The organism is Micromonospora sp. CPCC 206061 (assembly GCF_036906915.1).
Lineage (GTDB): Bacteria > Actinomycetota > Actinomycetes > Mycobacteriales > Micromonosporaceae > Phytohabitans.
This window is the reverse complement of record NZ_JBAKHX010000029.1, coordinates 56,015-68,310: the sequence shown is the minus strand read 5'-3', so window position 1 is coordinate 68,310 and position 12,296 is coordinate 56,015. Positions and strand designations below refer to the sequence as shown.

The 12,296-nt window shown below is 69.1% G+C and carries 14 protein-coding genes; 5 read left to right on the top strand and 9 right to left on the bottom strand.

The annotated features are described in order from the left end of the window. The first annotated feature begins 60 nt into the window (after nucleotides 1–60). From V6V89_RS20585 to V6V89_RS20570, 4 genes are all read left to right on the top strand, one after another. Nucleotides 61–492, top strand: coding sequence for a DUF1707 SHOCT-like domain-containing protein (locus V6V89_RS20585; RefSeq protein WP_334620798.1), 432 nt, complete (start codon nucleotides 61–63; stop codon nucleotides 490–492). Between the two features lie 64 nt (nucleotides 493–556). Further along, entirely contained in the window at nucleotides 557–1,366 is an 810-nt protein-coding gene (locus V6V89_RS20580) for a metal-dependent hydrolase (RefSeq protein ID WP_334620797.1), read from the top strand. Continuing rightward, nucleotides 1,363–2,250 (top strand): amidohydrolase family protein, encoded by an 888-nt coding sequence (locus V6V89_RS20575; protein ID WP_334620796.1) that lies wholly within the window; start codon nucleotides 1,363–1,365, stop codon nucleotides 2,248–2,250. Before V6V89_RS20580 ends, V6V89_RS20575 begins: the two co-directional genes overlap by 4 nt. Continuing rightward, complete coding sequence (locus tag V6V89_RS20570) at nucleotides 2,240–2,821, top strand: hypothetical protein (RefSeq protein ID WP_334620795.1); 582 nt, start codon at nucleotides 2,240–2,242, stop codon at nucleotides 2,819–2,821. Before V6V89_RS20575 ends, V6V89_RS20570 begins: the two co-directional genes overlap by 11 nt. A gap of 135 nt (nucleotides 2,822–2,956) precedes the next feature. Here the strand turns inward: V6V89_RS20570 and V6V89_RS20565 are convergent, their stop codons facing one another. From V6V89_RS20565 to V6V89_RS20535, 7 genes are all read right to left on the bottom strand, one after another. Beyond that, entirely contained in the window at nucleotides 2,957–3,181 is a 225-nt protein-coding gene (locus V6V89_RS20565; RefSeq protein ID WP_334620794.1) for a type II toxin-antitoxin system HicA family toxin, read from the bottom strand. After that, nucleotides 3,178–3,390 (bottom strand): type II toxin-antitoxin system HicB family antitoxin, encoded by a 213-nt coding sequence (locus V6V89_RS20560; RefSeq protein WP_334620793.1) that lies wholly within the window; start codon nucleotides 3,388–3,390, stop codon nucleotides 3,178–3,180. Before V6V89_RS20560 ends, V6V89_RS20565 begins: the two co-directional genes overlap by 4 nt. 160 nt (nucleotides 3,391–3,550) lie before the next feature. Next, a complete protein-coding gene (locus tag V6V89_RS20555; RefSeq protein WP_334620792.1) occupies nucleotides 3,551–5,074 on the bottom strand; it encodes a bifunctional 3'-5' exonuclease/DNA polymerase in 1,524 nt (507 codons plus the stop codon). A 36-nt stretch (nucleotides 5,075–5,110) separates the two neighbouring features. Continuing rightward, nucleotides 5,111–6,001 (bottom strand): carbohydrate ABC transporter permease, encoded by an 891-nt coding sequence (locus V6V89_RS20550; RefSeq protein ID WP_334620822.1) that lies wholly within the window; start codon nucleotides 5,999–6,001, stop codon nucleotides 5,111–5,113. Between the two features lie 15 nt (nucleotides 6,002–6,016). Continuing rightward, nucleotides 6,017–6,928, bottom strand: a complete 912-nt coding sequence (locus V6V89_RS20545) for a carbohydrate ABC transporter permease (RefSeq protein WP_334620791.1) — start codon at nucleotides 6,926–6,928, stop codon at nucleotides 6,017–6,019. Nucleotides 6,929–6,938: 10 nt separating this feature from the next. Next, nucleotides 6,939–8,351 carry an N-acetylglucosamine/diacetylchitobiose ABC transporter substrate-binding protein gene (gene ngcE / locus V6V89_RS20540; RefSeq protein ID WP_334620790.1) on the bottom strand — a complete coding sequence of 471 codons (1,413 nt, stop codon included), beginning with the start codon at nucleotides 8,349–8,351 and terminating at the stop codon, nucleotides 6,939–6,941. 14 nt (nucleotides 8,352–8,365) lie between these two features. Continuing rightward, nucleotides 8,366–9,238: a MurR/RpiR family transcriptional regulator gene (locus V6V89_RS20535; protein ID WP_334620789.1), complete on the bottom strand. Its 873-nt coding sequence runs from the start codon at nucleotides 9,236–9,238 to the stop codon at nucleotides 8,366–8,368. Between the two features lie 147 nt (nucleotides 9,239–9,385). Here V6V89_RS20535 and V6V89_RS20530 point away from each other — a divergent pair, with 147 nt between their 5' ends. Then, the gene (locus V6V89_RS20530) at nucleotides 9,386–10,357 is read left to right on the top strand and encodes an N-acetylglucosamine kinase (RefSeq protein ID WP_334620788.1); all 972 of its coding nucleotides are present in this window, start codon (nucleotides 9,386–9,388) and stop codon (nucleotides 10,355–10,357) included. A gap of 137 nt (nucleotides 10,358–10,494) precedes the next feature. Here the strand turns inward: V6V89_RS20530 and V6V89_RS20525 are convergent, their stop codons facing one another. After that, nucleotides 10,495–11,388, bottom strand: coding sequence for a carbohydrate ABC transporter permease (locus V6V89_RS20525; protein WP_442935186.1), 894 nt, complete (start codon nucleotides 11,386–11,388; stop codon nucleotides 10,495–10,497). Next, the gene (locus V6V89_RS20520; RefSeq protein WP_334620787.1) at nucleotides 11,385–12,293 is read right to left on the bottom strand and encodes a carbohydrate ABC transporter permease; all 909 of its coding nucleotides are present in this window, start codon (nucleotides 12,291–12,293) and stop codon (nucleotides 11,385–11,387) included. Before V6V89_RS20520 ends, V6V89_RS20525 begins: the two co-directional genes overlap by 4 nt. Between the last annotated feature and the right edge of the window lie 3 nt (nucleotides 12,294–12,296).

The window sequence follows — 12,296 nt, the reverse complement described above, 5'->3', positions numbered from 1 at the left end:
TATCCCGAATGTCTCCGCCCGCCCGACGCCGTGTCCTCCCGACACGCGCAGCCTGGAGGTATGAGTGAGACAGCTGACGCTCGCCGCCTGCGGGCATCCGACGCCGAACGCGAACAGATGGCGCAGATCCTGCGCGCCGCGATGACCGAGGGCCGCCTCGACCTGGCGGAGGGCGAGCAACGGCTGACGACGGCCTACGCCGCGACATACCGCGACGAGCTGGCGGTGCTCACCACCGACCTGCCCGACGGGGGCCGGCGGGCGCTGGCCGAGACGCCGGAGGCACGGGCCCACCTGCGCCGGGAGGCGGGACGTCGCTTCAGCGGGTTCGTCGTCGTCGCGGCCGTGCTGGTGGGGCTGTGGGTGCTCTCCGGGGCGAGCTTCTTCTGGCCTGCCATCCCGCTGGTGTTCATCTTCGTCGGGATGATGAAGCACCGTCACTACCACCATTCTCACCGCGGGCGGGCGTGGCATGGGCCACCGTGGCGGTAGTTGATAGTGGACTGTCCCTCTGACACAGTGACCGCGCTCTGGGATATGGGGAGGGCGCGGACACATGATGGGACCGTCCCATGCGCTATCCGGCGCGGCCGTATGGCTGGCCGGCTCGTGGGCGCTGGACAAGTTCGCCGGATATGAGCAGTCGCCGCTGGCGATCGCGGTCGGCACTGCCGTATGCGCGGGCGGGGCGCTCTTCCCCGACCTCGACCTTTCCGGCAAGGTCACGCGAAACAAGGGCGGCGCCACGGTCGCGCGCACGTTCGGCGTGGCGTCGCTGTTCGTGGCCGAGGTGATCGAAAAGCTGTCGCTGGGCGTCTATCACGCGACCAGACTGAGCAATGACCCAGACCGGGAGAACGGGCACCGGACGCTGACCCACACGCTGCCGTTCGCGGCGCTGGTGGGATGGGGCACCACGACGCTGTGCACCGCGTTCGGGAAGTGGGCGGTCATCGGCATCCTCTTCCTGATGATCGGCTTAGCTGTGCGCGGGCTGTTCGACGAGTGGGCAAAGCGGGCCGGCTGGGTGCTCGTCACCGCGGTCTCGGCGGGCGCCGCGTACTACACGTACCTCGAACTGCCCGGCGACCGCGGGTACCCGATGCTCGGGCTCGCGGTCGGCGTCGGCTGCGTCGTGCACATCCTCGGCGACCTCATCACCAGCGCCGGCGTGCCGCTGCTGTGGCCGATACCGACCGGGAAGCGGATGTGGCGGATGATCGGGCTGCCCGACGCGCTCGCGGTGAAGGTCGGCGGCGCGGTCGAGGTGTACGTGCTGCGCGGCGCGTTCACGATCATCTCGCTGCTGTGCGCCGCCGGCATGCTGGCGCCGTCCGTCCTGCGCCGGTTCAATATCGAGGTGTGAACGACGACGAGGTACCGGGGTTCTGGCGCGCGCTGGGGCTGCCCGGCCTCGCCGACGTGCACGTGCACTTCCTGCCACCCAGGATGCTGCGCCGGGTGTGGGCACACTTCGACAGCGCCGGGCCGCTGGTCGGCGTCGAGTGGCCCATCCGGTACCGGTGGTCGGACGCCGAACGGGTCGCCCACCTCGACAAGCTCGGTGTACGGGCGTTCACCGCGCTGGCCTACGCGCACCGGCCCGACATGGCGGCCGACCTCAACGCGTGGACGCTCGCCTTCGCCCGCGACACGCCCGGCTGCCTGCCGTCCGCGACGTTCTATCCCGAGCCGGGCGTACTCGACTACGTGACGGAGGCGCTGTCGGCGGGCGCGCGGGTGTTCAAGCTGCACCTCCAGGTGGGCGCCTTCGACCCGCTCGACCCGGCACTCACCCCGGTGTTCGGGCTGCTCGCCGACGCTGGCACCCCGATCGTCATCCACGCCGGGCACGCGCCCATCGGCGCCCAGTACACCGGGCCGGAGCCGTTCGCGGCGCTGCTCGCGCGGCACCCGCGGCTGACGGCGATCGTGGCGCACATGGGCTCGCCGAACTACGCCGAGTTCCTCGACCTGGCGCTCTCCTACGATCGGGTGGCGCTGGACACGACGATGGTGTTCACGCCGTTCTTCGACCAGCTCGTGCCGTTCCCATCGGATGAACTTGCGCGGCTCCGCGACCTCGGGCTGGCCGGAAAGGTGCTGCTCGGCAGCGACTTTCCGAACATCCCCTACCAGTACGCCGACCAGCTCAACGGCTTGATCAACCTGGATCTGGGCGACGAATGGCTACGCGCGGTGTGCTGGGGCAACTTCGCGGGTTTGTTTACCATGGAGCGTGCTGTTTGAGCGGCGGTTACGGGAAGGCATCGCCGACGGCTCGATCACGGCGGCGGTGCGCCGGTGGCGCCGGCCGCAGGTGGTCGCCGGCCGCCGCTACCGCACCGGCAGCGACATCGTCGCCATGTCCACTGTGGAGCACATCGCGCCCGGCGACCTGACCGACGACGACGCCCGCGCGGCCGGATACCCCGACGCGGCAGCCCTCCTCGCCGATCTCACCGGCCCGCCCGACGGGCAGCTCTACCTGCTGCGCTTCCACCGGATCGACAGCTCCGACCCGCGCGACGCACTCGCGGCCGACAACCATCTCGACGCCGCCGGGGTGGCCGCCATCGACCAGCGCCTCGCCCGCCTCGACCACGCCAGCCCTCGCGGCCCATGGACAGCGGCGGCTCTCGCGGCCATAGCTGACCACCCGGGCGTAAGGGCGGCGGACCTGGCCGCCATGCTGAGCCGCGACACGGCAAGCTTCAAAATCGACGTCCGCAAACTCAAGGCGTTGGGCCTGACCGAGGCGTTGGAGATCGGCTACCGCCTGTCCCCCAGAGGCACCGCCTACATGGACTTCCGCCGCTAACACCCCGCCCGCGACGGCACCCGCCCCCTTCCGCCGATCAAGGGCGAACGCACGTGCTTTGATCTCATTTCCACGTGCATTTGCCCTTGATCGACGCGAATGGCCTTGATCGACGCGCCGCGCGCGGCTACTGAGCTAAGCGATCAGGTCCTGGAACTCGGTGGCCGTCAGGCCAGCCTGCCGCAGGATCGACGCTAGCGTTCCCCGCTTGATCGTGCCGTGCTGCGGCACTACGACGACGTTGCCTGCGGGGCCGCGATAGACGACGTGGCTGCCCTTTTGCCGCACGCACACAAAGCCCGCCTTCAGCAGCGCCTGCTCGACCTTCCGGAACGGAAGGTCGGACAGCGCCGGGCTCACGCCGCCTTTCCGACCTGGAACGAGGTCACGAGCGGCGTTGCCTCAATCGCCGGCTGCGCCGCTTCCTCCAGGTAGACCTCGACGGCTTCGCGCAGGTTGGCCAAGGCGGCGTCGAGCGTCTCGCCCTGGCTCGCGACGTCAAGCTCAAGGCACCGGGCGACGTACCAGTCCTCTTCCTGGTGCACCGCCGCCGTGAACGTCCGAACCATCCGCTCATGTTACCGAGTGCCGCCGTCCGCTACTGCCCGGTGCGAACACGCCAGCCCACGGGCGATGAGTCCAGCCGCAGGGAGGGTCGTCCTCGCGCAGAGGCCCCGAGGGGCCGGGCCGGACGCCGATCAAGGAGAAGTCCACCGATCAAGGGGGTGGCTACTTGGCGTCGGCGTAGCAGTCGACCACGGATACGTCGAGGGGGAACCGGACCGCGGTGTCGCCGAAGAGCAGCTCGCCGGCCCGGGCGGCGGCCCAGTGCACCGCCTCGGAGACCTCGTCGGCGCGGTCGGCGGGGCAGTGCACGAGCACCTCGTCGTGCTGGAAGAACACCAGCTCGGCGCCGACGCCGGCGAGCCGCCCACGCAGCGTGGCGAGCAGGGTCAGCGCCCACTCCGCGGCCGTCGCCTGGATGACGAAGTTGCGCGTGAACCGCCCGCGCGCGCGGGCGCGAGCGCCGCCGAAGGCACCATCAGCATCGTCGAGCTGCTCCAGAGAGACAGATGACGGTGGACACGTGCGACCCAGCCAGGAGCGGACCAGGCCGCCGCCCTCACCCGTGCGGGCGGCCGCCTCGACGTACTCGAACGCGGTCGGGTAGTGCCGCCGGAGCGTGGCGAGCGCCGGGATCGCGGCGCCGCCGGTCTGGCCGTACATGGCGCCGAGCAGGGCCACCTTGGCGCGTGCCCGGTCGCCGCCGAACGAGTCGGTGGCGAGCGCGGCGTACAGGTCGCCGGAGGCAGCCGCGGCGGCGAGCCGGGCGTCGCCGGAGACCGCGGCCAGCACTCGGGGCTCCAACTGGCCGGCGTCGGCGACCACGAGCCGCCAGCCCGGGTCGGCGACCACGGCACGCCGGACGACCTTGGGGATCTGGAGGGCGCCGCCGCCCCGGGTGGCCCAGCGGCCCGACACGACTCCGCCCGGCACGTATTCGGGCCGGAACCGCCCGTCGCGCACCCACGTGTCGCACCACGCCCAGCCGTGGGCCGTCCAGATTCGGTAGAGCTCTTTGTATTCCAGCAGGAGCGGCACCGCCGGATGGTCGACCTCGCGCAGGGACCACGCCCGGGTGTTGGGCAGCTGGATGCCGGCGCGCGTGAACGCCCGCAGCACCTCGGCGGGCGACTCGGGATGGAGGCTGCGGACCCCGAACGCGTCGTTGATGCGGGCGGTGAGCTCGGCTAGGCGCCGGGGTGGACCGCCGACGGCTGAGGGCTCGCCGAGCAGGTCGACGAGCAGCTTGTGGTGGATGTCGGCGCGCCAGGGCAGCCCGACGGCACCCATCTCCACGGCGATCAGCGCGCCAGCGGACTCGGCGGCCACCAGCAGCTTGAACCGCCCGGGATGGTCCACCATCGCGATCCGGGAACCCTGGTCCGCGTACACCTTGGACAAGATCTCGGGGTCGTCTGCCGGCGGCGGCGCGGCGTCGAAGAGTGTCCCCTGGCCGTCGCCCGGGGGTGAGGCCGCCCTCGGCGGCGGGTCGGGTGGCACGGGCGTGCCGGCGAGCCGCGCGTGCGCGGCGGCGAGCGACCGGGGCTCACCCCACCGCCCGTCGTATCCGAGCAGCAGCGCCTCGGTCAGCTCGATGTCGTGGCAGCGGGCGACCCGGACCCCGTCGCGCAGGAGCGGCGGGTAGGAGGTCGCCGTTGACCCCCAGACCCGCCGCCCGTCGACCTCCACGGCCGCATTCTGCACCCGCGGACCGACAAAAACCGGCTACTTCACCGCGCCCGCCGTCAAGCCCTGCTGGATCTGGCGCTGGAAGAAGCCGTACATGACGATCATCGGCAGGATTGACAGGGTCAGCGCCGCGAACAGCGCCGCCCAGTCGGCTTCGTACCCGGCCTGGACCGAAATACTCGCGATGCCCTGGGTGAGCACCCACTTCTGGTCGGCGTTCTCGCCCTGCATCAGGGCCACGGGCAGCAGGTACTGGTTCCACTGCCCGAGGACGTTGAAGATCGTGAGGCTGACGAGGCCGGGCTTGGCCATGGGCATCATGACCTGGAAGAACAGCCGGGTGTGCGAGGCGCCGTCGATCATCGCGGCCTCGGCCACCGAGTTCGGCAGCGTCTTGAAGAACGCGGCCAGGAAGAACACGGTGAACGGCAGCGAGTACGCGATGTAGACCAGGATCAGCCCGGTGTAGGTGTTGAGCAGCCCCAGGTTGTTGACGACGAGGAAGAGCGGCACCAGGGCCAGGAACACCGGAAACGCGAGCCCGGAGACGAAAAGGTAGTAGATGAACCGGTTGCCGATGAACTTGTACCGGGCCAGCACGTACGCCGCCATCGAGCCCATCAGCATCGTGCCGGCGGTGCTGATCGAGACCACGAAGACGCTGTTGAGGAAGTAGCGCCCGACGTGCGCCTCGCTCCACGCCCGCGCGTAGCTGTCCAGGCTGAAATGCGAAGGCAGGGCGAACGGGCTGCCCAGGAAGATCTCGGTGTTGTTCTTGAACGAGGCCATGACCGTCCAGGCCAGCGGCGCGATCACGAGGATCGCCCAGACCGCCAGACTGAGGTGGGCAAAGCCTGACAAGACCTTTACCTCACGACGCTCCGTCGAAGCCGGCGCCGCACGGCGAGTCGCCTCGCGGGTCAACAGTGCCACCGGTACCCCTTAGAGCTCGATCGTCTCGCGCCTGCTCACCCGCAGGGTGAGCGCGGCGAACGTGATGGTCAGGAAGAACAGGGCGACGCCCATCGCGGAGGCGTAACCGAACTGGGAGTAGGAGAACGCGTTGCGGTAGATCTCCATGCCGAGCACCGTGGTGGCGCCGTCCGGCCCGCCCTGGTCGACCGAGAGCACCTGCACGATCGCGAACGCGTCGAACGCCGCGATGCCCAGGTACACCCACGCCACCTGGAGCGTGTCCCACAGCAGGGGCATCGTGACCCGGAAGAACATCGCGCCCCGGTCGGCGCCGTCGAGCGTGGCCGCCTCGTAGATGTCCTTCGGGATCGAGGCCATGCCCGCCGAGAAGAGCACCACGTAGAAGCCGACAGACTGCCAGACCAGCACCGCGACGATGGCCCACAGCGCGATCTTCCCGTTGGCCATGAACAGCACCGGGTCGATGCCGAAGAAGTCGAGGAAGCCGTTGAGCAGGCCGCTGTCGTCCGGGGCGTACACCCGCTGGAAGATGACGCCGATGATGACGATGGCGAGGACCTGGGGGAAGAAGAACACGAAGCGGTAGAACTTCGACCCCCAGACCCCCCTCATCACGCCACCGCGCGAGCCGCCCCCCACGTTCAGCAGGAACGCGAAGAACAGCGCGATCGCGATGGTGACCAGCGGCAGGGCAAGCAGCAACAGGCCGTGGTGCCGGACGGCTTTCCAGAAGACATCGTCCTGGAACAACCGCTGAAAGTTGTCGAACCCGATGAACCTGGGGTTCGCCGAGACACCGCGCCAGTTGGTCATCGCGAGGTAGAACGCCTGAAGGTACGGCGCGATCACGAAGGTCACGTAGAGCGCGACCGGTGCGGCCAAGAAGCCGACGATGAATGGGTACTTGCCGTGCCGCATGGCTCGAACCTCAGCGCTTGAACTTCTCGATGGACGGGTCCTTCTTCACGGCGTCCGCGACCTTCTGCATGCGGGTCACGAACTTGGTGGCGTCGCCACCGGCAAACATCAGCTCGTTGGTGGCCGCCCGGCACTCGTCGTCCATCTTCTTGTACCAGGTGTCCCAGCGGTACGCGAAGTAGTCACTGCCGGCCGCCTTGAGCATGGCCTCGCTGCTGGTCAGGCCGGGCGAGATCGTCAGGCCCTCGGTGGCGCCCTGGACGACGGTGAGCACCTTGGTCAGCTCGGTGAAGCCCTTGGCGCCCTCCTTCGACAGCATGTGCCGCAGGTACTCCATGCCGCCGCGCGGGTTCTTGCCCTTCGAGGCGACGAAGTACATCTCGCCGGCCGCCGCGTAGATCGCGGACTGCGGGAGCTTGTCGCCCGAGGTCGCGCTCGGCACCGGCATGACCGCGTAGTTGAAGCCGGACGGGGTGTCCTTGGCCTGCTCGTTCTCCAGCCACGAGCCGCTCGGGTAGAGGCCGACTCGGCCCTGGTTCTGCTGGAGCTGAACCTCGGTGTGGCGCAGGCCGAGGTGCGACTTGAGCATGTACTTGTTGCCGATCTCGCCCCACAGCTGCGCGGCCTGCTTGACCGCGTCGACCTGCCAGGCGCCGTCCTCGAGGTTGTCGATGTTCGCCAGGACATCCGCGCCGCCGATCTTCGCGGCGGTGGTGAGGATGACCAGGTACTGGTAGTAGGAGGCGTTCGCGCCGGCGTACGCGTACGGCGCCGTGATGCCCTTGGCCTTCATGCTGTCGAGCAGGGCGGTGAACTCGGTCCAGGTCTTCGGCGCGCTCCAGCCGTTGTCCTTGAAGAGCTTGTCCGAGTACCAGAGGCCGTAGACGGTGAACGCGTAGTTCAGCACGTACGGCTTGCCGTTGAACGTGCCCTGCTCCACCGTGCCCGGCACGAGCGTGTCCTTGACGGTCTTGCCGGCGATGTCGAGCGACGGCGCGTCGAACAGCTCGGTCAGGTCCTGCACCTGCCCGGCCTGTACGAGCGCGCCCTGGTCCATCAGCTTGGAGCCGGCGTTGTTGACCATGTCCGGCGGCTGCTCGCTGGTGAACCGCGGCTGGAGCACGGTGGCGATCTCCTCCGCCTGGGAGAACTTGACGTTCGCCTCGGGGAAGGACTTCTTGTACGACGGGACGTGCACGTCGGTGGCGTACTTGGTGCCGAGGCCGCCATTGAAGATCACGACCTCGAGCTCGGCCTTGGCGTCGACGCCGAGCGGGTTCTTCTCGCTCTTCTCGCCCTCGGCCTGGTCCTGCGTGTCGTCATCTCCGCCGCCGACACACGCGCTGAGCAGCCCGGCGGCGGGGGTGGCAAGCAGGCCCGCGGCAGCCGCCCGCTGCAGGAATGTGCGTCGATCCTCTGACATTTGGGGGTCTCCTTCTAACTCGTTGAGCGTGATTTGTGTCCGTCGACCGCCTGCGCGGTTCGCTGGAATGCCGCGTGTGCCCGGTCGTGGGTGCGCTGCGCCACCGCGATGTAGAGCAGGTCGAGCACCACGAGCTGCGGGTGGCGCGCGGAGAGCGCGTCCGGCCGGAACGTGGTCGCCTGTGTCGCGGTGAGCAGCACGACGTCGGCCAGCTCCGCGAGGGGGGAGTTCGGAAAGCTGGTGAGGGCGACGGTGGTGGCGCCGTGGCTGCCGGACTCGGCCAGCATCTCGATGATTTCCCGCGTCTGCCCACTGTGGGAGATCCCGAGCGCCACATCGCCGGCGCGGAGCAGCGCCGCTCCGGCGAGTCCATTGTGTACATCGGTCCACGCCCACGCCGGTACACCGATGCGATGGAGGCTGAACTGCATCTCCTCGCCGACCAGCGCGCTGCCGCTGGCGCCGAAGATGATGACCCGGGTCGCGCCGGCGATCGCGTCGGCGGCCCGCTCGACCTCGCCGAGATCGAGGAGCGCCGCGGTGTCGTGCATCGAGCGCGTGTCCGCGGCCATGATCTGGCCGAGCACCCGGTCGAGCGGGTCACCGGGCTGGATCTCCCGCCCGATGTCGACGGTCCACCCGGCCGCGCGGGCCCGCCCGGTCTCCGCGGCGATGCCGAGCCGCAGCTCCGCGTACCCCTCGAAGCCCAGCGCCCTGCAGAAGCGGGTGATGGTGGCCGGCGAGGTGCCGCTGCGCTCGGCAAGCTCGACGATCGTGGCCCGCGCCGCGGCGTCCGGGTCGGTGAGGACCTGCTCGGCGACGCGCTGGAGCGCGCCGGTGAACTCCGGCAGCTTGGCGCGGACGGTCGTCAGCACACCATCACGCACGACCGACCACCTTTCAGAAAAGAGTGTTTACTGATAGTGGTAAAAGTTCTTACTAAGAGGGCCACCTTGTCAAGGACTTGGGTGAAGTTTTCAAACTGTTACCGTGGGTAAGCGCTTTCAGTGCCCGATTTCCGCCACGATGGCGGGGTGTTTGATCCACTCGTAATCGGCTTGGACATCGGCGCCACCTCCACCCGCGCTCTGGTCGCCTCGGTCACCGGCGAGCGACTCGGCACCGGACTGGGCGGCGGCGGCAACCCCACCTCGCACGGCGCCGCGGCGGCCGCGGCCGAGTGGGGCCGCGCGCTCAAGCAGGCCCTCGCCGGGGTCAACCCGACCCGGGTGCGCGCCGGCACGATCGGGCTCGCGGGGGTCGGCCGGCTGCGTGACGACTCGGAGAGCCACGCCGAGTTCGACCGGACCTGGCACGCGTCGGGGCTGAGCTGCCCGTACACGCTGGTCGGCGACGCGCTCGTCGCCTACGCCTCCGGCACCGCCAGCCCGCGCGGCACCGTGCTCATCGCGGGCACGGGCGCGATCGCCGCCGAGGTCGAAGACTTCGCGCTCGGCCGGGTCGCCGACGGGCACGGCTGGCTGCTCGGTGACGCCGGCTCCGGCTTCTGGCTCGGCCGCGAGGCGGTGCGCCGCACGCTCGCCGCCGTCGACGCCGGGCGCCCGCTCGGCCCGCTGGCGCGGGCCATCCTCGCCGAGCTACTGGGAGGGGTCGAGATCGCCGCACGGCCGCGGGACACCGTCGACCTGCTCGTGCAGCGGGTCACCCGCCGCCCGGCCATCGAGCTGGCACGCTTGTCACCGCTCGTGACGAGTTTGTACGCGGACGACCCGACCGCCGCAGCGGTGGTGACCGAGGCGGCGGCTCACCTCATGGAGAGCGTCTCCCGCGTACGGCCGGAGGGCGACTCGACCCCGGTCGTCCGCGCCGGCGGCCTACTTACCGCCGACACCCCGCTGGCGACGGCGCTGGCATCGTCATTGTCCGAACGCTGGCCCGACGCCCCATTGGAGCTGGCCGGCGACGGCGCAGCGGCGGGTGCCTGGCTGGCCGCCCGGACGCTCCCCGGCGTGGACGCCGCGGCCCTCCACGCTGCCCTCCTCTAACGGCGGCCGCGGTATCGCCGCTGGTCAGTGTGTGGTTGCGCGCTGCTTTGCTCTGCTTCCACCACGGCAACACCCGGCGTCCGGATATCGGACACGAGGTGTTGCCGTCAGGGAAGCAGAGCAAAGCAGCGCGGAAGCTACTTGAGCTGGCCGGCCGTCAAGCCGGACTGGATCTGGCGCTGGAACAGGATGTAGACCGCCAGCACCGGAAGCATCGCGATCGTCAGGCCGGCGAAGAGGCCGCTGTAGTCGCCCTCGTAGCCCTGGCTCACCGCCAACGTGGCGAGGCCCTGCGCCAGCACCTGCTTGGACTCGTCGCCCTGCATGAGCACCTGCGGCAGGATGAACTGGTTCCAGTGGCTCAGGAAGTTGAAGATGCCGATGCTGATCAGGCCGGGCCGGGCCATCGGCAGCATCACCCGGAAGAAGAGCCGGAAGTGCCCGCACCCGTCCAGCAGCGCCGCCTCCGCCACCGACTCGGGCAGGGTGCGGAAGAACGCGGTCAGGAAGAACACCGTGAACGGCAGCGAGTAGCCGGCGTACACGATCATCAGGCCCGGCCACGTGTTGAGCAGCCCCGCGTTGCGCACCACGAAGAACAGCGGCACCAGCGCCAGGAAGACCGGAAACATCATGCCGCCGACGAACAGGTAGTAGAACACCTGCCGGAAGCGGAACTCGTAGCGTGCGAAGACGTACGCCGCCGCCGCGCCGAACAGCATGGTGAGCGTCAGCGAGCCGGCGACCACGACGGCACTGTTGAGGAAGTACCGTCCAATGTGGGCTTCCGTCCAGGCGCGGGCCCAGTTTTCGAAGCGCAGCGCGCTGGGCAGCCCCCACGGGTCGCTGAGGATCTCCGTGTCGTTCTTGAATGAACTGATCAGCACCCACAGCAACGGAAACGTGGTGAGCAGCGCCCACAGCACGAGGAAGCCGTGCGAGAAGACGTTGGCGATTCCCCATTCGCGGCGCAGCTTGCGCTCCTGGGAGACGGGGGTGGCCGCGGCGGGCCGTTCGGTGGTGACAGTCACGAGTACTCGATCCGATCCCGCTTGGACGCGCGCAGCGCCAGCACCGCCACGGACAACGTCAGGAAGAACATCACCACGCCGATCGCCGACGCGTACCCGAAGCGCGTGTCGGTGCCGAACGCGGTGTTGTACATCCGCAGGCCGATCACGTCGGACGAGTGGTTGGGGCCCCCGTCGGTCATGAGCTGCACGAGGATGAACCCGTCCAGTGCCGCGATCGCCAGGTAGATCCAGGCGACCTGCACGGTGTCCCACAGCAGCGGGATCGTGATGCGCACCAGCGTCACGAAGCGGGACGCGCCGTCGAGCAGCACCGCCTCGTAGATGTCACGCGGGATGGCCTGCATGGCGGCGCCGAAGAGCACGACGTAGAACCCGACGTTGCTCCACACCATCACGGCCAGCACGCACCAGAAGGCGTACTTGGGATCGCCGAGCCACGTTGGGCCGTTGATGCCCAACGGTTTGAGCAAGCCGTTCAGCAGGCCGTTGTTGGGGTGGTACACCTCTCGCCAGACCACCGCGATGATGACGACCGAGAGCACCTGCGGGAAGAAATACACCAACCGGTACGCCGCGGTGCCGCGCACGCCGGAGACGCCGGCCTTGCCGCCGCGACCGCCCATGTTGAGCATCGTCGCGAAGAACAGGCCGAAGGCGATCGTCACCAGCGGTACGACGGCGAGCAGGATCGCGTTGTTCTGTATGGCGTTCCACACGTAGTCGTCGCGGAAGAGCCGGGTGAAGTTGTCGAACCCGACGTAGTTCGCGTCGGCGGTGTAGCCACCCCAGTCGGTGGTGGAGATCTGGAACGCCTGCACGTACGGCGAGAGCACGAATATGCCGTACAGGAGCAGGGGCGGCACCAGGAAGGTGATGATCAGCGGAAACTTGCCATGCCGCACGTG